At 65.4% G+C, this 16,104-nt stretch carries 21 protein-coding genes; 13 read left to right on the top strand and 8 right to left on the bottom strand.

Annotated elements, in window-relative coordinates; all coding sequences use genetic code 11:
- Positions 1-72: 72 nt before the first annotated feature.
- Genes rsmI through VFG17_RS04840 form a run of 4 tightly spaced genes read left to right on the top strand, consistent with a single transcriptional unit; the run spans position 73 to position 2,873 of the window.
- The gene (gene rsmI, locus VFG17_RS04825) at positions 73-933 is read left to right on the top strand and encodes a 16S rRNA (cytidine(1402)-2'-O)-methyltransferase (RefSeq protein WP_325028333.1); all 861 of its coding nucleotides are present in this window, start codon (positions 73-75) and stop codon (positions 931-933) included.
- Entirely contained in the window at positions 930-1,280 is a 351-nt protein-coding gene (locus VFG17_RS04830; RefSeq protein ID WP_295319682.1) for a YraN family protein, read from the top strand. Before rsmI ends, VFG17_RS04830 begins: the two co-directional genes overlap by 4 nt.
- A 10-nt stretch (positions 1,281-1,290) precedes the next feature.
- Positions 1,291-2,241, top strand: a complete 951-nt coding sequence (gshB, locus tag VFG17_RS04835; RefSeq protein ID WP_325028334.1) for a glutathione synthase — start codon at positions 1,291-1,293, stop codon at positions 2,239-2,241.
- A gap of 23 nt (positions 2,242-2,264) precedes the next feature.
- Positions 2,265-2,873, top strand: coding sequence for a DedA family protein (locus VFG17_RS04840; RefSeq protein WP_325028335.1), 609 nt, complete (start codon positions 2,265-2,267; stop codon positions 2,871-2,873).
- Positions 2,874-3,055: 182 nt separating this feature from the next.
- Here the strand turns inward: VFG17_RS04840 and VFG17_RS04845 are convergent, their stop codons facing one another.
- Together VFG17_RS04845 and hemW are read right to left on the bottom strand one after the other, a co-directional pair.
- Positions 3,056-3,946, bottom strand: a complete 891-nt coding sequence (locus tag VFG17_RS04845) for a tyrosine recombinase XerC (protein WP_325028336.1) — start codon at positions 3,944-3,946, stop codon at positions 3,056-3,058.
- Positions 3,947-4,022: 76 nt separating this feature from the next.
- Complete coding sequence (hemW, locus tag VFG17_RS04850; RefSeq protein WP_325028337.1) at positions 4,023-5,168, bottom strand: radical SAM family heme chaperone HemW; 1,146 nt, start codon at positions 5,166-5,168, stop codon at positions 4,023-4,025.
- Positions 5,169-5,245: 77 nt separating this feature from the next.
- Between hemW and VFG17_RS04855 the strand changes: the two genes are divergently transcribed.
- Positions 5,246-5,494: a hypothetical protein gene (locus VFG17_RS04855; RefSeq protein ID WP_325028338.1), complete on the top strand. Its 249-nt coding sequence runs from the start codon at positions 5,246-5,248 to the stop codon at positions 5,492-5,494.
- 1 nt (position 5,495) lies between these two features.
- Here the strand turns inward: VFG17_RS04855 and rdgB are convergent, their stop codons facing one another.
- From rdgB to VFG17_RS04870, 3 genes are read right to left on the bottom strand one after another with little or no spacing between them, the layout of a single operon-like run.
- Positions 5,496-6,119, bottom strand: a complete 624-nt coding sequence (gene rdgB / locus VFG17_RS04860; protein ID WP_325028339.1) for an RdgB/HAM1 family non-canonical purine NTP pyrophosphatase — start codon at positions 6,117-6,119, stop codon at positions 5,496-5,498.
- On the bottom strand, positions 6,119-6,835 hold the full coding sequence (rph, locus tag VFG17_RS04865; RefSeq protein ID WP_325028340.1) for a ribonuclease PH: 717 nt from the start codon (positions 6,833-6,835) through the stop codon (positions 6,119-6,121). The genes rdgB and rph overlap by 1 nt, the downstream gene beginning before the upstream one ends.
- Before the next feature lie 48 nt (positions 6,836-6,883).
- On the bottom strand, positions 6,884-7,684 hold the full coding sequence (locus tag VFG17_RS04870) for a dienelactone hydrolase family protein (protein ID WP_325028341.1): 801 nt from the start codon (positions 7,682-7,684) through the stop codon (positions 6,884-6,886).
- A 180-nt stretch (positions 7,685-7,864) separates the two neighbouring features.
- Here VFG17_RS04870 and hrcA point away from each other — a divergent pair, with 180 nt between their 5' ends.
- Positions 7,865-8,908, top strand: a complete 1,044-nt coding sequence (gene hrcA / locus VFG17_RS04875; RefSeq protein ID WP_325028342.1) for a heat-inducible transcriptional repressor HrcA — start codon at positions 7,865-7,867, stop codon at positions 8,906-8,908.
- 4 nt (positions 8,909-8,912) lie between these two features.
- Complete coding sequence (gene grpE / locus VFG17_RS04880) at positions 8,913-9,473, top strand: nucleotide exchange factor GrpE (protein ID WP_325028343.1); 561 nt, start codon at positions 8,913-8,915, stop codon at positions 9,471-9,473.
- Between the two features lie 75 nt (positions 9,474-9,548).
- On the opposite strand, the gene def is transcribed toward grpE, so the two are convergent.
- Positions 9,549-10,082 carry a peptide deformylase gene (gene def / locus VFG17_RS04885; RefSeq protein ID WP_325028344.1) on the bottom strand — a complete coding sequence of 178 codons (534 nt, stop codon included), beginning with the start codon at positions 10,080-10,082 and terminating at the stop codon, positions 9,549-9,551.
- A gap of 85 nt (positions 10,083-10,167) precedes the next feature.
- On the opposite strand from def, the gene VFG17_RS04890 reads away from it, so the two are divergent.
- Positions 10,168-10,575 carry a hypothetical protein gene (locus VFG17_RS04890; RefSeq protein WP_325028345.1) on the top strand — a complete coding sequence of 136 codons (408 nt, stop codon included), beginning with the start codon at positions 10,168-10,170 and terminating at the stop codon, positions 10,573-10,575.
- Here the strand turns inward: VFG17_RS04890 and recR are convergent.
- A complete protein-coding gene (gene recR / locus VFG17_RS04895) occupies positions 10,572-11,168 on the bottom strand; it encodes a recombination mediator RecR (protein WP_325028346.1) in 597 nt (198 codons plus the stop codon). The genes VFG17_RS04890 and recR overlap by 4 nt on opposite strands.
- Positions 11,169-11,203: 35 nt before the next feature.
- Here recR and fmt point away from each other — a divergent pair, with 35 nt between their 5' ends.
- Positions 11,204-12,124 (top strand): methionyl-tRNA formyltransferase, encoded by a 921-nt coding sequence (fmt, locus tag VFG17_RS04900; protein WP_325029077.1) that lies wholly within the window; start codon positions 11,204-11,206, stop codon positions 12,122-12,124.
- A gap of 205 nt (positions 12,125-12,329) precedes the next feature.
- Positions 12,330-13,070, top strand: coding sequence for a tRNA pseudouridine(38-40) synthase TruA (gene truA, locus VFG17_RS04905; protein WP_325028347.1), 741 nt, complete (start codon positions 12,330-12,332; stop codon positions 13,068-13,070).
- Between the two features lie 157 nt (positions 13,071-13,227).
- Here truA and VFG17_RS04910 read toward each other — a convergent pair whose 3' ends face one another.
- Positions 13,228-13,755, bottom strand: coding sequence for a CarD family transcriptional regulator (locus VFG17_RS04910; RefSeq protein WP_062182596.1), 528 nt, complete (start codon positions 13,753-13,755; stop codon positions 13,228-13,230).
- Positions 13,756-14,068: 313 nt separating this feature from the next.
- Between VFG17_RS04910 and VFG17_RS04915 the strand changes: the two genes are divergently transcribed.
- From VFG17_RS04915 to VFG17_RS04925, 3 genes are all read left to right on the top strand, one after another.
- Complete coding sequence (locus VFG17_RS04915) at positions 14,069-14,881, top strand: SDR family NAD(P)-dependent oxidoreductase (RefSeq protein ID WP_325028348.1); 813 nt, start codon at positions 14,069-14,071, stop codon at positions 14,879-14,881.
- 73 nt (positions 14,882-14,954) lie between these two features.
- Positions 14,955-15,467, top strand: a complete 513-nt coding sequence (locus tag VFG17_RS04920) for an RNA polymerase sigma factor (RefSeq protein ID WP_325028349.1) — start codon at positions 14,955-14,957, stop codon at positions 15,465-15,467.
- A complete protein-coding gene (locus tag VFG17_RS04925) occupies positions 15,454-16,080 on the top strand; it encodes a hypothetical protein (RefSeq protein ID WP_325028350.1) in 627 nt (208 codons plus the stop codon). The genes VFG17_RS04920 and VFG17_RS04925 overlap by 14 nt, the downstream gene beginning before the upstream one ends.
- Positions 16,081-16,104 lie beyond the last annotated feature (24 nt).

Below are 16,104 nucleotides of genomic sequence, written 5' to 3' on the forward strand. Positions count from 1 at the left end.
CGGCGCGGCGACGCATTATTTTGGCGCGCGCCTTGATGGCAATCGGAGGCAGTCTCTGCCATTTTCGGCGTCATGCCAGATTCGAACATCTCAGATTCTCCCTTGCCCGGTCTCTATATCGTCGCGACGCCCATCGGCAACCTCGGCGACATCGGCGCGCGCGCGGCCAGGACGCTCGCCTCCGCCGACGTGATCGCCGCGGAGGACACGCGCGTGACCGCGAAACTGCTGTCGCATCTGGGTTTGCGTGTGCCGATGACCCCCTATCATGATCATAGCGACGAACGCACCCGCGCCGCGCTGGTTGCGCGCATGGAGAGCGAAACCGTCGTTTTGGTGTCGGACGCCGGAACCCCGCTGATTTCGGACCCCGGCTACAAGCTCGTCCGCGATGCACGCGCGGCGGGACGCCATGTCACCACCCTGCCCGGCCCCTGCGCCGCGATCGCCGGCATCACCCTCTCGGGCCTGCCGAGCGACCGTTTTCTCTTCGCGGGATTCCTGCCGAACAAGGCGAAGGCGCGCGCCGACACGATCGCCGAATTCGCCGCCTTGCGCGCAACACTGGTCTTCTACGAAAGCGGCCCGCGCCTCGCCGCCGCGCTCGCCGCGCTCGCCGAGGGGCTCGGCGACCGCGAGGCGGCGGTCGCGCGCGAGATCAGCAAGATGTTCGAGGAATGCGTCACCGGCACGCTAACCGAGCTGTCCGCACGCTATGCCGACGCGCCGCCCAAGGGCGAGATCGTCGTCATCGTCGGCCCGCCCGGCGAAGCGAAGGCCGAGGAAGCCGACGACGCCACGCTCGACGCCGCGCTGCGCGAGGCGATGGCCGACAAGCCCGTCGCGCAGGCGGCAAAGGCGGTCGCCAAACGCTTCGGCCTCGACCGGCACGACATCTACGCCCGCGCGCTCGCGCTCAAGGAGCGGGCTTGAACCGCGCCGCAGCCGAGGCGCGCGGGCGCAAGGCCGAACGCCGCGCCGCCTGGTGGCTGCGCCTCCACGGCTGGCGCATATTGGGCGAGCGGCTGCGCGTCCCCGTCGGCGAAGTCGACCTCGTCGCGCGGCGCGGACGGATGATCGCCTTCGTCGAGGTCAAGTGGCGCGACCGGCCCGAAGACCTCGATCTCGCGATCGACCCGTATCGCCTCCGCCGCGTCGCCGCGGCCGCCGAAATGCTCGCCCCGCGCTTCGCGGGCCCGCGCGACGACATCCGGATCGACGTGATGCTCCTTGCGCCGCGCCGCCTGCCACGCCATCTGGTCCACGTCTGGCAACCCTGAGGAAGAAATAATGACCCTGCGCGCCGCGGTACAAATGGACCCGATGGACAATATCAACATCGGGGGCGACAGCAGCTTCCACCTGATCCTGAAGGCGCTCGAACGCGGCTACGAGCTCTATCATTACGACGTTCGCGGGCTGACGTGGGAGGCCGGGCGGCTGACCACCAAAGCGCACCGCATCGTCGAGGCGCAGCGCGAGGCGGGCGCGCATTACAAGTTCGGCGACGAAGTGCTGCTCGACCTCGGGCGCGACGTCGACGCCGTGCTGATGCGGCAGGACCCGCCCTTCGACCTCGGCTATTTGACCGGCACCTGGCTGCTCGAACGCATCGGACACGAGACGCTGGTGGTCAACGATCCCGTCTCGGTCCGCAACGCGCCCGAAAAGGTCTTCGTGCTCGACTTTCCCGAGTTCATGCCGCCGACGATGGTGACGCGCGACTTGGACGCGGTGAAGGATTTTCAGGCGCGCCACGGCGCGGTCGTGATCAAGCCGCTCCACGGCAACGGCGGCAAGGCGGTGTTCAAGATCGACGCCGACGGCGGCAATCTGGGCGCGCTGGTCGAACTGTTCGGACAGGTGTGGCCCGAACCCTTCATGGTCCAACAATTCCTGCCGAGCGTTGCCCAAGGCGACAAGCGCATCGTGCTCGTCGACGGCGAGGTCGCGGGCGCGATCAACCGCAAGCCAGGCGAAGGCGAATTCCGCTCGAACCTCGCGGTCGGCGGCTATGCCGAGGCGGCCGATCTCACCCCGCGCGAGCAGGAGATTTGCGACGTTCTCGGCCCCGCCTTGCGCGAACGCGGGCTGGTATTCGTCGGGATCGACGTGATCGGCGGCGAATGGCTCACCGAAATCAACGTCACCTCGCCGACCGGAATCGTCGCGATCGACCGCTTCAACGACAGCGATACGGCGGGCATGATCTGGGATGCGATCAAGCGACGCATCGGCTGACACAGGGAAGGCGTTACTCCCCCATGACCGATTTCATCCTGAACCTGATCCAGAGCTGGGGTTATGCGGGGATTTTCATCCTCATGTTCCTCGAAAATGTGTTTCCGCCGATCCCGTCCGAAGTGATCATGGGATTGGGCGGGATCGCCGTCGCGCAGGGGCGCTTCGATTTCTGGATGCTCGTCGCGGTTGCGGTCGCTGGGACGACCGCGGGCAACTGGATCTGGTACGCGATCGGGCGCTGGATCGGCTATGAGCGGCTCAAACCCTTCATCGACCGCCACGGCCGCTGGCTGACGCTCGACTGGGACGAGGTCGAGCGGCTGCACGACCTCTTCCTGAAATATGGCCCGGCGATCGTCTTCATCGCGCGCTTCATGCCCGTCGCGCGGACGATGGTCTCGCTGCCCGCGGGCATGGTGCAGATGAACCAGCTCAAATTCCTGATCTGGACCGCCGCCGGCTCGACGATCTGGATCGCCGCGCTCGCCGGCGCGGGCAGCTGGTTCGGCAAGCAATTCGCCAACCTCGACGCCTTCGTCGGACCGGTGGCGCTCGTCGCGATCGGTTCGCTGGTCGCGCTCTACATCTACCGCGTCATCACCTGGAAGCCGAAGACAAAGGGCGAATGATCCGATCTGCCACGGCGACGATGGCCCGTTTCGAACGGTCGCGGACATCGCATTACTCGTCACCCCGGGCTTGACCCGGGGCCTGCCTTATCCTTTTCGACGTTGGGCAGGGCGAAGGCGGGTCTCGGGTCAAGCCCGGGATGACGAACAGAGAGCGTCCGCTCCCCACCCCAAAGCGGCCCTCACGCCCGCGGATGCGCGCTGCGATAAATGTCGAGCAAATGCGCGGCATCGACCGCTGTATAGACCTGCGTCGAAGCAAGGCTCGCATGGCCGAGCAATTCCTGCAGACTGCGCAAATCGGCGCCGCCCGCGAGCAGGTGCGTCGCGAAGCTGTGGCGCAGCGCGTGCGGTGTCGTGCGTTCGGGCAGGCCCAGCGCGCGCCGCGCCGCGCGCACGCTCGCCCGCACCACCCCCGGCTGGAGCGGCCCGCCGCGCGCACCGAGGAACAGCGGCGTCTCCTTCGCGATCGGCCACGGGCAAGCCGCGACATAGCGCGACACCGCATTCGCCACCGCCGGCAGAATCGGCACGATCCGCGTCTTCGCCCGTTTGCCGGTCACGCGCAGCGTATCGCCCAGCGGCAACGCCGCGCCGGTCAGCGACAGCGCCTCGCCGATGCGCAGCCCAGCGCCGTAAAGCAGCAGCAACAGCGCGAAATCGCGCGCACCGACCCAGCCCTCGCGCGCATTGTCCTCGACATCCTGCGCCAGCGCCAGCGCCTCTGCGGGCGCCACCGGCCGCGGTAGGCCCTTCTTGACCCGCGGCCCGCGCATCTGCGGCACGCTGGCGTTCGATCCGCCGACGAAGCGCAGGAATGTGCGCAGCGCCGAAAGCTCGCGCGCCGCCGACGCATTGCCAAGGCCTTCGGCGCGGCGCTCGGCGAGATAGGCACGCAAATCGTTCGGCGTCAGCGCCTGCAGCATACGCGCATCGACCGCCCCGCCGCGATGGCGCGACAGGAAAGCGCAAAACCGCTCGGCCGTCGCGATATAGGCGCGCCGCGTATGCTCCGACCGGCGCTTTTCGTGCGCCAGATGGGCATCCCAGTCGCGGATCAAGTCTTGCGCCACCAAAGCTCCCTCTAGTCCCGTTCGTGTCGAGCGAAGTCGAGACACGCTGGCGCCCCATGCCAACGGTGGACAAAGGTTAGTGGGTTTTCACCACCTCGGAAAGGATCGAGTCGAGCAGCAATATACCCTCGTCGGTCACCGCCAGCCGGTCGCTGTCGGCGCGCATCAGCCCGTGCCCCGCCAGCCGCGCCACCGCCGCCGCATCGACGAACGCCGCGCGCGGCAACCCGCTCCGCGCCTCGATCCGCGCCAGGTCGATGCCTTCGGTCAGCCGCAGCCCCATCAGCATCGCCTCGGTCGCGCGTTCGTGCGGCGGCAGATCGGCCTCGACTTTCAGGCCATGGCCGTTGCGCGCCACCGCCGCGATGAAATTCTCGGGCTTCTTGTGCCGCTCGGTCGCCTGCCCCAGCCGCCGCCCATGCGCCCCGGGTCCGACCCCGGCATAATCGGCGTAACTCCAATAGGCGAGATTGTGCCGGCTCTCCTGCCCGACGCGCGCATGGTTCGACACTTCGTAGCGCGGCAGCCCGGCGGCGCGCGTCATCGCCTGCGTCGCGTCGAACAGATCGGCCGCCTCATCGCCATCGGGGATGGTGAGGTCGCCTTTCGCCGCCAGCGTGGCGAAACGCGTGCCGGGCTCGATGGTGAGCTGATAGAGCGAGAGATGATCGGTGCCGAACGCCAGCGCACCCGCCAACTCGCTTTCCCAGCCGGCGAGCGACTGGCCCGGCCGCGCATAGATCAGGTCGAAGCTGACGCGGTCGAAACTGGCCTGTGCCGCCGCGATCGCGCGCCGCGCCTCGTCCTCGCTGTGCGCGCGCCCCAGAAATTCAAGCACTTCGGCATCAAAGCTCTGAACACCTATCGAGACGCGATTGACCCCCGCGGCGGCGAGATCGGCGAAATTGGCGACTTCGACCGAATTGGGATTGGCCTCGAGCGTGATCTCGACATCGTCCGCGAGGCCCCACAGCGCGTCCGCCTCGGCGATCACCGCCGCGACGGTTGCGGGCGGCATCAGGCTCGGTGTGCCGCCGCCGAAGAAGATCGAGCCGACCGTGCGGCCGGGCAGCAACGCCGCCTCGTGCCGCAAATCCGCGAGCAAGGCCGCGCGCCATGCCGCCTGATCGACGCTTTCGCGCACATGGCTGTTGAAGTCGCAATAAGGGCATTTCGACACGCAAAACGGCCAATGGACATAGAGGGCGAGCGGTTCGGCCATGGGGGGCGATATAGTCACTTTTCAGCGATTGTCTGCAGGAGTAGGCTTATCTCCGGAACGCGATGCCGGAGGAACCTATGGATATTGGCAATCGGGATTTCGCTCAGCTCGTCAAACGAACCCGCGAGAAATTTGGCGTCAACATCGACGGCGCCCACGACCTGATCTTTGCCGATGAAGAAATGCGCAGGCTCGTCGCCCGTCGTATCAACCATGATCCCGAATGCCACAAACAGGCGGCGTGGGACATGCGGGAAAAAGGCGATCGGTCGCGCTTCATCGAGGTCGATGGGAAAATCAGGTTTCGCCCCCGACAGGACGACTGATTCAAAACGCCCCCACCACCAGCTTGGCAAAGGCATCGGCCCGATGGCTGATCGCATGTTTCTCCGCCGGATCGATCTCCGCATAAGTCAGCGTGTTACCGGCCGGAACGAAGACTGGATCATAACCGAAACCGAGTTTCCCGCGCGGCGGCCAGGTCATGCTGCCCTGGGCCCGACCTTCGAACACTTCGGCATGGCCATCGGGCCAGGCGAGCGCGAGAGTGCAGATGAAGCGCGCGCTGCGGTCGACATCCGGGCCCTGTTCGGCAAGCAGCCCTTCGACCTTGCCCATCGCCATATACCAGTCGCGCCCCGGATTGCCCTCGAACCATTGGCGCTCGGCCCAGTCGGCGGTGTAGACCCCCGGCCGCCCGCCGAGCGCCGCAACCTCGAGCCCGCTGTCATCGGCGAGCGCCGGAAGCCCCGCCGCCGACGCGCTCGCATGCGCCTTGAGCAGCGCATTCTGGCGGAACGTCTTGCCCGTCTCCTCGGGCTCGGCGAGCCCGAGATCGCTCGCCGACACCGCTTCGATCCCAAAGGGTTCGAGCAGCGCGCGAATCTCGCGCACCTTGCCCGCATTGTGGCTGGCGATGACGAGCCTGCCGGGGGCGAGCTTGCGCGTCATCAGCGCCCCGTCGCCCGATCCTGTGCCGCGAAAATCTCGCCGCAGCCAATGCGCGCGAGGCGGAGCAAGCGAAGCAGGCCTTCCTCGTCATAGGTCGCGCCCTCGGCGCTCGCCTGCACCTCAACGATCTGACCCTTGCCGGTCAGCACGAAATTGCCGTCGGCCTCGGCGACCGAATCCTCGTCGTAATCGAGATCGAGCACCGGCGTGCCACGATATATGCCGCAGGAAATCGCGCCGACCTTGTCCTCGATCGGGTCCTCGGCCAGCGTCTTCGCCGCGAGCAGCTTGTCGACCGCGAGCCGCATCGCGACCCACGCGCCCGAGATCGAGGCGGTCCGCGTGCCGCCGTCAGCCTGGATCACGTCGCAATCGATGATGATCTGGCGCTCGCCGAGCTTCTTCATGTCGACGACGGCGCGCAAGGAGCGGCCGATAAGCCGCTGGATTTCCTGCGTGCGGCCCGACTGCTTGCCCTTCGCCGCTTCGCGGCTGCCGCGCGTGTGCGTCGCGCGGGGCAGCATGCCATATTCGGCCGTCACCCAGCCCGCGCCCTTGCCGCGCATCCACGATGGCACCTTTTCGTCGACGCTGGCGGTCACGAGCACCTTGGTATTGCCGAAGCTGACGAGGACGCTGCCCTCGGCATGGATGGTGAATTCGGTTTCGATCGCGATGGGGCGCATCTGATCGGGCGCGCGGCCTGAGGGGCGCATAGAATATCCTTTCGATTGGTGATTGCGGTGGCCCTTAGGCCGCCGGCCTCATTCGCTCAACCGCATCTTGAAGAAATCGAGGATTTCGTCGCGCGCCCGCACCGTCGGCTGCCCAGCTTCGTCGATCAGGTGGATGGTGACGACGCTGTGCGGGTTCTTCATCGGGCTGTCGGGGTTTGCCGCGCTATCGGGTAGCACCTTGCCGATGAAGCGATCCCCTAGCGCGTCCTCATAGGCCGCGAAGCGCGCCGCCCCGCAATATTTGTCGCCGTCGAAGCGATAGGCGAGCACGGTCAGATCCTCAACCTCCATCCGCGCCTTGACCTCCGCAAGCTCGTGGGGCGCGATGTGCATGCCCGCCGGATCGTTGAGTGGCAGCGACGGCTGCGCCAGCACGGGCGCAAGCACCGCGGGTTCGAGCATCATCGACAATGCGAAATTGCCGGTGAAGCACATGCCGATCGCGCCGACGCCCTTGCCGCCGCATTCCCGGTGGGCGTGCGCCGCGAGCGAGCGCAGCCACTGCGTCGCGGGCGAGCTTTCATTGGACTGGAAGGCGCGGAACTGGCGGCTGATGCAGCCGCCGATCATCGTGAACAACATGCGCGGCGCTCGCGGCACCGCGCCGTCTTTACCGAAGATATGCGGCATATAGACGGTGAAACCCGCATCGCGGACCCAGCGCGCGAAACGCGCGACATGCGGGCTGATCCCGGGCATTTCGGTCATCACGATGACGGCGGGACCGCTGCCCATTGTGTAGACGCGGTGCTTGCGGCCGAGGAGGACGATGTCGCGGTGATCGAAATCGTCGAGCGGGTCGTCCTGATTAAGCGGGCGTGTCGTCATGATTTTCTCCCCCGGGGACGAGGCTAGGCACAAGCCCCGCCGATTGCACCCCCATTTCGTCATTCCCGCGAAAGCGGGAACCCAGTTGCAACGCCGGCTCGCTGGGTTCCCGCTTTCGCGGGAATGACGAGGTTGGCGCCAGGCTTGCCCCTCGCCCTTCCCGTCCCTAAATCCACCCTCATGACCACCCCGCCGATCACCGAACTCACCACGCGCGCGCGCGACGTGTTCCGACTGGTCGTCGACGCCTATCTCGAAACCGGGCAGCCGGTCGGGTCGCGCACGCTGTCGAAGCTCGCGGCGCTCAACCTGTCGCCCGCCTCGATCCGCAACGTGATGCAGGATCTTGAGGAATATGGCTTGCTCGCGAGCCCGCACACCAGCGCGGGACGCCTGCCGACCGAACAGGGCCTGCGCCTTTTCGTCGACGGGATGATGCAGGTCGCCGAACCATCGGCCGAAGACCGCGCCCAGATCGAGGCGAGCCTGTCCGACGCCGGTCCGATCGAAAGCGCACTCGCGCAGGCGACGTCGGCACTGTCGGGGCTGTCGGCGTGCGCGGGCCTCGTCCTCGTCCCAAAGCATGAGCGGGTGCTGAAACAGCTCGCCTTCGTGCCGCTGTCGGCGAACCAGTCGCTCGTCGTGCTCGTCGCAGGCGACGGGACGGTCGAGAACCGCGTTATCGATATCCCCCCCGGGCTCAACCCGTCGGCGCTCGTCGAGGCTGGCAATTATATCTCGGCGACGCTGTCGGGCCTGACGCTGACCGAAGCGATGGCGCGCGTGCGCCGCGAGATCGAGGCCGAACGCATCGCGATCGACCGCGCCGCGCAGGACCTTGTCAGCCGCGGGCTCGCGATCTGGTCGTCGGACGGTGCCGACCGCCCGGTGCTGATCGTGCGCGGACAGGCCAATTTGCTCGACGACAGCGCGGTCGGCGACCTCGACCGCGTGCGTCAGCTACTCGACGAACTCGAAACCAAACAGGATATCGCACAGCTGCTCGACAGCGCGCGCGAAGGCGCCGCCACCCGCATTTTCATCGGCTCGGAGAATAAATTATTCTCGCTTTCGGGCTCGTCCGTGATAGCGGCGCCCTATCGCGGATCGGACGGGCGCGTGGTGGGTGTCGTGGGCGTGATCGGCCCGACGCGCTTGAACTATGCCCGCATCGTTCCCATGGTGGATTTCACCGCACAATCGCTCTCCAGACTGATACGATAGGTTTATGACGAACATCGAAAACGACACGCCGATCGACGACGGCCCCATTCCCGAAACCAACGGCTCCGAAACCGCCGAAACGGCAGCGCCCGAAAGCGCGAACGACGAAGTCGCGCAACTCGCCGAACAGGTCGCCGCGCTCCAGCAGGACCTGCTCTATGCGCGCGCCGAGACGCAGAATGTCACGCGCCGCAAGGACAAGGAAATCGCCGACGCGCACGCCTATGCGTCGACCAAGTTCGCGCGCGATATCTTGTCGGTCGCCGACAATCTCGGCCGTGCGCTCGCGGCGCTCAGCGAAGAGCAGCGCGCCGACGAGGGCATCAAGCCGTTGATCACCGGCCTCGAAGCCACCGAGCGCGAACTGCTCAGCGTCTTCGAACGCAACGGCATCACGCGCATCGCCGCGATCGGCCTGCCGCTCGACCCCAACCAGCATCAGGCGATGCTCGAAATCCCGAGCGACAAGACGCCCGGCACGATCGTGCAGGAAATGCAGGCGGGCTATATGATGAAGGACCGGCTGCTGCGCCCCGCGATGGTGGGCGTCGCAAAAGCTGGCTAAGCGCCGCCGCGACATCGCAGACAAAAAGAAACCCCGGTGAAAGCCGGGGTTTCTTTTTTGTCGGTTATCGGTCGGTCAGGCCGCTTTCCGCATCTTTGCCAGCTTTTTCAGCACCATTTCGCGCTTTAGCCGCGACAGATGGTCGATGAAGAGAATGCCTTCCAGATGGTCGTGCTCGTGCTGGATGCACGTCGCCATCAGGCCGGTCATCCGTTCCTGATGATGCTTGCCGTCCTCGTCCTGCCAGTCGACAGTGACCTCGGCGGGGCGCGTCACATCGGCATATTGTTCGGGGACTGACAGGCAGCCCTCCTGATAGACGCTATGCTCCTCGCTCTCGTCGGAAAAGACGGGGTTGATGAACACGCGCGGCTCGCGGATCACCTTCTTGCCTTCTTCGTCGTCGGGGTCGGGTTCCTGCAGGTCGATGACGAGGATGCGCTTCGCCACCCCGACTTGAATCGCGGCGAGCCCGATGCCGGGCGCGTCGTACATCGTCTCGAACATGTCGGCGACCAGCGTCTTCAGCTCGGCGTCGAAGGTTTCGACGGGCTTCGAAATGACGCGCAGCCGGGGATCGGGGGTCTCTATGATGGGTAGGATGGCCATGGGTGGCAGGTATGATCGCGCGGGCGCGGGGTCAAGGGGCCGTTGGCTCGTTGACTTGGGCGATGCGTTAGGGAAGTCCTACAGCATGACCGACGATGACATACCGACTTGGACCCTCTCTGAACATCTCGATGCAGGCGAAACCGCGTTGCACGAGATTCTAGCAGATGCCGAACGTGCTGCGTCTGCCCAGCCAATTTGCCACCATTTTGATGAAGCCGAGCCAACGGACATCCTGTTGGTTGATCGCGAAGATATCTACACGGAGGTTTCTCGGCGACTTTCCGATCTCGGGGTCAACTTCGCGGCTGACCGGCTGGAAGGCTGGGAAACATATCAACCGAGCGTCGACTGGTTGCGCCAGCGCATCCCCGACCTCTTCCATTTCGCGAATTCGGCGGGGTTGATTTACTGCGGTTGGACTTGGGAACCGAGGGATCGACAACCTGTCAGCGCGTCCACCGTGACGGTCGTAAACAACCGATCCGACTAACCCACCGGCCGCCTTGCCCTCAGCGCCTGAGCCAGTGTCCCCTCATCGAGATAATCGAGTTCGCCGCCCACGGGCAGACCGTGCGCCAATTGCGTCAACCGCACCGGATAGCCCTCCAGCCGCTCCGCCAGATAATGTGCGGTCGTCTGCCCTTCCAGCGTCGCGTTCATCGCGAGCACGACCTCATCGATCCCGCCCGCGGCGACGCGCGCCACCAAAGCGTCGATGCTGAGATCCTGCGGCCGCACGCCTTCCAGCGCCGACAGCCGCCCACCGAGCACATGATATTTGCCGGGAAAGAGCCGCGACTTGTCGAGCGCCCACAGGTCCGACACTTCCTCGACGACGCACAGGCTACGGTCGTCGCGGCGCGGGTCGGCGCAGATCGCGCACGGGTCCTGCGTGTCGACATTGCCGCAGATGGTGCAGGTGACGAGCCGTTCGGACACCGTCTGGAGCGCTGCGAGCAGCGACGCGAACGCGCTCTCGCGCTTCTTCATCAGATGCAGCACCGCGCGCCGCGCGGAACGCGGACCGAGCCCCGGCAGGCGGGCGAGTTGCTGGACGAGCGCTTCAATCTCTTGCGATGCCATGACGGATGGTCTTAAGCGGCGCACGAGAAATGACAATGCGCATCGCCTTCATGGGAACGCCGCCCTTTGCGGTGCCGACGCTCGCCGCACTCCACGCGGCGGGGCACGACATCACGGCGGTCTATACCCAGCCCCCGCGCCCCGCGCAGCGCGGCAAGAAGTTGCAGAAAAGCCCGGTGCAGGTCTGGGCCGAGGAGCAGGGCCTGCCCGTCCGCACGCCGAAGAGCCTGAAGAGCGAAGTAGCGCAGGCCGAATTCGCCGCGCTCGACCTCGATGTCGCGGTGGTCGCGGCCTATGGCCTGATCCTGCCGCAGGCGGTGCTCGACGCACCGCGCGAAGGCTGCCTCAACGTCCATGGCTCGATCCTGCCGCGCTGGCGCGGCGCGGCGCCGGTGCAGCGCGCGATCCTCGCGGGCGACGCCGAAACGGGGGTGACGATCATGCAGATGGACGCCGGGCTCGACACCGGCGCGATGCGGCTGGTCGAAACGACGCCAGTCGGGCGCAAGAGCGCGGGCGTGCTGACGCATGAACTCGCCGAGATGGGGGCGCTGATGATGCGCCGCGTGCTGAGCGAGCTCCACGCCTTTCCCCCCGAACCGCAGCCAGATAACGGCGTCACTTACGCGGCGAAGATCGACAAGAGCGAGGCGCGGCTCGATTTCCTGACCAGCGCGGTGCAGGTCGAGCGGCAGGTGCGCGCGTTCAATCCGGTGCCCGGCGCTTTTTTCGAACTCGAAGGAGAACGATACAAGATGCTGGCGGCCGAAGTCGTCCATCCCGCCGACACGATCGCGGGCGCGACGCCCGGCGTCGCGCTCGACGATGCGCTCACCATCGCCTGCAATCCCGGTGCCATCCGCGTGGGCCGCGTCCAGCGCGCGGGAAAACCCGCGATGGAGGCCGCCGAACTGCTGCGCGGCCGCGCGATTCCGGCGGGCACGCGGCTAGCGTAAGGACGAACCACTCAATCTCCTTGCCGTTCGTGCTGAGCTTGTCGAAGCACCGTTCTTACTTTGGGCGTCGGGAAAAAGAACGGCCCCCTTCGACTGCCTGCCAAGGCAGGCGCTCAGGACAGGCTTCGACAAGCTCAGGGCGAACGGAATTTAGGTCGTGGCGGCATCTCGACTTCGCTCGATGCGAACGGCTAAGGGGGCGGCGATGACAAGATTTTCCCTCACCATCGAATATGACGGCCGCCCCTATATGGGCTGGCAGCGGCAGGCGCATGGTCCCAGCGTCCAGCAAGTCATCGAGGAAGCGATCCACCGCTTCACCGCCGAGAGTGTGCAGGTGTTCAGCGCCGGGCGCACCGACGCGGGCGTCCATGCGATCGCGATGCGCGCGCATGTCGACATCGAAAAGCCGCTGACCCCGTTCAAGCTGACAGAGGCGCTCAACGCGCAGCTCCGGCCCGCGCCGATCGCGATCGTCGGATGCGAAATCGTCGCCGACGACTGGCATGCGCGCTTCGCCTGCATCGGGCGCGCTTATGAATATCGCATCGTCAACCGCCGCGCGCCGCTGACGTGGGACAAGGGGCTGTCGTGGCAAGTTGCGCGGCCGCTAGACAGTGATGCGATGCACGCCGCTGCGCAGCAGCTCATCGGGCTCCACGACTTCACGACCTTCCGCTCGGCGCATTGCCAGTCGCAAAGCCCGGTGAAAACGCTCGACAAGCTGACGGTCAGCCGTCACGGCGAGGAAGTGATCATCGAGGCCGCGGCGCGCAGCTTCCTCCACCATCAGGTGCGCTCGATGGTCGGCAGCCTGACCTTGGTCGGGCACGGCAAATGGTCGGCGCGCGACCTGAAGGCCGCACTCGACGCCGCCGATCGCAACGCGCTCGGCCTCAACGCGCCCCCCGACGGGCTCTATTTCGTGGCGGCAACCTATCCCTGAAGCTCCCCATCATTCGTCACCCCGGACTTGATCCGGGATCCATGACTTCAGTGCTGCGATGGATGCCGGATCAGTCCGGCATGACGAAAGAAAATGGCGGGCAACGAAAAAGGGCGGCCCTACCAGACCGCCCTTTCCTTCATCGCTGTGGACGCGATTACACTTTTTCGGCGTAATAGAGCGGCGCATGCTCGTTGAGGATCTGGAGGATCTTCGCCTGCGCGGTCTTTTCGTCGCTTTCTTCCATCGCGCCGAGTTCGCGCGCGAGGCGGCTCGATGCCGCTTCGAAAATCTGGCGCTCCGAATAGCTCTGCTCGGGCTGGTCGTCGGCGCGGAACAGGTCGCGGGTCACTTCGGCGATCGACACCAGGTCGCCCGAGTTGATCTTCGCTTCATATTCCTGTGCGCGGCGCGACCACATGGTGCGCTTGACCTTCGGCTTGGTGGTCAGGACCTGCAGTGCTTCCTTCAGCGTCTTGTCCGACGACAGCTTGCGCATGCCGACGCCTTCGGCCTTGTTCGTCGGAACGCGAAGGGTCATCTTTTCCTTTTCGAAACGGAGAACATAAAGTTCCAGCTGCATGCCGGCGATTTCGGATTTCTGCAGCTCGATGACGCGCCCCACGCCATGTTTCGGATAAACGACATAGTCACCGACTTCGAAAACGGGAGTGCTTGCGGACATTCAAGTTCCTTTCAGTGGCCTTGTCGGGGACGGGGAAGCGCGTGAACAGCTTTGTATCCGGCCCTCTATCGGAGGGGGATCGGGCTGATAGGGCGGCGCTAGCCAGTCAAAGTGACAAGGAATGGGCTCCATCGGAAACGCCAAGCGTGCCCCAGCCCGGCGGCGGGAAGAGGCACAATGTCGGCGTGTTGATATTAATTATAACAGATTCGCAACAAAATTGCCACCCCTGCACGGAAATGCGCGGGTCGGCGCCTTGACGGCTCCTCGTACCCGTTTCAGGTTGAAACGAAAACATAGATGGAGAGCCGGTATGAAGGATCAAGTCTGGTGGGTCACGGGGGCGTCGTCGGGCATCGGCGCGGCGCTGGCCAAGGCGCTGTCGGCACGCGGCGCGAAGCTGATTTTGTCGGGGCGCAATGTCGCCGCGCTCGACGGCGTCGCGGCCGAATGCGCGACCGAGACGCTGGTCCTGCCATTCGAGGCGACCGACTATCCCGCCCTCCCCGCCATCGCCGAACAAGCTTGGGCGTGGCGCGGCCGCGTTGACGGCCTCGTCAACAATGCCGGAATCTCGCAGCGCAGTCTTGCAATCGAAACCGACTTTTCGGTTTATGAACGGATCATCGCGGTCGACCTGCTCGCCCCCATCGCGCTCACCCAGCAATTGCTGCCGCGCATGGTCGGCGCGGGTGGCGGACAGATCATCGCCATATCGAGCGTCGCGGGCATCGCGGGCGTGCCGCTGCGCAGCGCCTATTCGGCGGCGAAGCATGGCATCATCGGCTATCACGACGCAGTGCGCGCCGAGAATGAACATCTGGGGCTGAAAGTCCTCGTCGTCGCGCCGGGATCGGTGCGCACCAACGTCAGCCGCAACGCGCTCAACGCCGACGGCAGCACACGAGGGGAAAGCGATGCCGCGATCGAGAACGGCCTGTCGCCGGGCGATGCGGTGGCGCAGATGCTCGCCGCGGTCGATGCGGGCACGCGCGAGTTGATCGTCGCCGAGGGCGCCGAAGCGGCGATAGCCGGGCTGCGCCGCGACGATCCCGACGCGCTGTTCGACCGGATGAGCGCGATGGTGCAGGCGGGCTATGCCGCGCAAATGAACGCTGAACGCTAACATCGCGCGGCATTCTTTTGGATCCGGTGTAAGAAACTCCACCCCGGCCGCGACTAACGGCATGAGGGTGGACATGACGGATATCGAACGCAACACGATTTTCCAGGATTGGATGGCGGCGCACAAAACGATCCTGTTCAAGGTGGCGCGTGCCTATGGAGCCACCCATTCGGATCGCGAGGATCTGTTCCAGGAAATCGCGCTGCAACTGTGGCATTCGATCGACGCATTTCGCGGCGATTCGGCCGCGGCCACCTGGATATACAGCGTCGCGCTCAACACAGCGATCGCTTGGGGCCGCAAGCAGGGCCGGCACGGTCGCGGTCGCGAGGATTTCGCGGCCGCGACCGCGCTGCTCGTCGCGCCGCCCGCCCGCGATCACCGGCTGGAGTGGATCTATGAGCGGATCAGCGAACTCGACGAAGTGAACCGCTCGCTCACGCTGCTGATCCTCGACGGATTCAGCTACCGCGACATTTCTCAGATCCTCGGTCTCAGCGAAAGCAATGTCGGGGTCAAGATCAAACGCGTCAAGGCAAGGCTCGCCGGTCAACTCGCGAAGGAGGAAGATGATGGATTTCGATGAGATGCTGAAAAGCTGGAAAGAGCAGGAGGACAAGCCGCTCTACGACGTCAACCGCGATCTGCTCCAGCTGGTGATCCGAAACGAACAGGCCGGCATGCGGCGAGCACTGCGCTGGGACCAGTGGACCACCTATATCGTCGGGACCGCGATGACGGCGCTCGCCGGCGCCGTCCTGTGGTGGTTTCTCGATCATGGCGGGGCGGGGTCCTACGCCATCCTCGCCGTCGTCGGCATCGCAGCCTTTGCGCTGTGGATCGGCGCGTTGTGGCTGAGTAGAAGGCGCCAGGCGGAGCGCGAGCGTGTCTTCGGCAATACGCTGGAGGAGGAACTTCGCCGCAACCTGTCGCTGATCGATTACCGGCTCTCGCAGGTCGGGCGATGGAGCAATCTCATGCTTTGGTCGGCGCCTATCGTGGCGGGCTCGGTACTGATTTTCTGGCTCATCCTGAAGATCAACGACGCCACCGGTTTCTGGTTCAATGCCGGGTTCGTCATCTTCATGGTGGGATCGGTCGCATACACCACATGGGAATCGAGCCGCGCGGCAAGGGAGGAACTCCTGCCCCGCCGTCGGCGGTTGAGCGGGCTGCTCGACACGTTGACCAGCGCATAGAAACCGGGCGACCAACATTGGCCC

It is taken from the genome of Sphingopyxis sp. (assembly GCF_035686825.1).
Lineage (GTDB): Bacteria > Pseudomonadota > Alphaproteobacteria > Sphingomonadales > Sphingomonadaceae > Sphingopyxis.

Coding starts and splice junctions, on each gene's coding strand:
- rsmI (WP_325028333.1), top strand. CDS start 73: ATGCCAGATTCGAACATCTCAGATTCTCCCTTGCCCGGTCTCTATATC.
- gshB (WP_325028334.1), top strand. CDS start 1,291: ATGACCCTGCGCGCCGCGGTACAAATGGACCCGATGGACAATATCAAC.
- VFG17_RS04840 (WP_325028335.1), top strand. CDS start 2,265: ATGACCGATTTCATCCTGAACCTGATCCAGAGCTGGGGTTATGCGGGG.
- hemW (WP_325028337.1), bottom strand. CDS start 5,168: ATGGCCGAACCGCTCGCCCTCTATGTCCATTGGCCGTTTTGCGTGTCG.
- VFG17_RS04855 (WP_325028338.1), top strand. CDS start 5,246: ATGGATATTGGCAATCGGGATTTCGCTCAGCTCGTCAAACGAACCCGC.
- rdgB (WP_325028339.1), bottom strand. CDS start 6,119: ATGACGCGCAAGCTCGCCCCCGGCAGGCTCGTCATCGCCAGCCACAAT.
- rph (WP_325028340.1), bottom strand. CDS start 6,835: ATGCGCCCCTCAGGCCGCGCGCCCGATCAGATGCGCCCCATCGCGATC.
- VFG17_RS04870 (WP_325028341.1), bottom strand. CDS start 7,684: ATGACGACACGCCCGCTTAATCAGGACGACCCGCTCGACGATTTCGAT.
- hrcA (WP_325028342.1), top strand. CDS start 7,865: ATGACCACCCCGCCGATCACCGAACTCACCACGCGCGCGCGCGACGTG.
- grpE (WP_325028343.1), top strand. CDS start 8,913: ATGACGAACATCGAAAACGACACGCCGATCGACGACGGCCCCATTCCC.
- def (WP_325028344.1), bottom strand. CDS start 10,082: ATGGCCATCCTACCCATCATAGAGACCCCCGATCCCCGGCTGCGCGTC.
- VFG17_RS04890 (WP_325028345.1), top strand. CDS start 10,168: ATGACCGACGATGACATACCGACTTGGACCCTCTCTGAACATCTCGAT.
- recR (WP_325028346.1), bottom strand. CDS start 11,168: ATGGCATCGCAAGAGATTGAAGCGCTCGTCCAGCAACTCGCCCGCCTG.
- fmt (WP_325029077.1), top strand. CDS start 11,204: ATGCGCATCGCCTTCATGGGAACGCCGCCCTTTGCGGTGCCGACGCTC.
- truA (WP_325028347.1), top strand. CDS start 12,330: ATGACAAGATTTTCCCTCACCATCGAATATGACGGCCGCCCCTATATG.
- VFG17_RS04910 (WP_062182596.1), bottom strand. CDS start 13,755: ATGTCCGCAAGCACTCCCGTTTTCGAAGTCGGTGACTATGTCGTTTAT.
- VFG17_RS04915 (WP_325028348.1), top strand. CDS start 14,069: ATGAAGGATCAAGTCTGGTGGGTCACGGGGGCGTCGTCGGGCATCGGC.
- VFG17_RS04920 (WP_325028349.1), top strand. CDS start 14,955: ATGACGGATATCGAACGCAACACGATTTTCCAGGATTGGATGGCGGCG.
- VFG17_RS04925 (WP_325028350.1), top strand. CDS start 15,454: ATGGATTTCGATGAGATGCTGAAAAGCTGGAAAGAGCAGGAGGACAAG.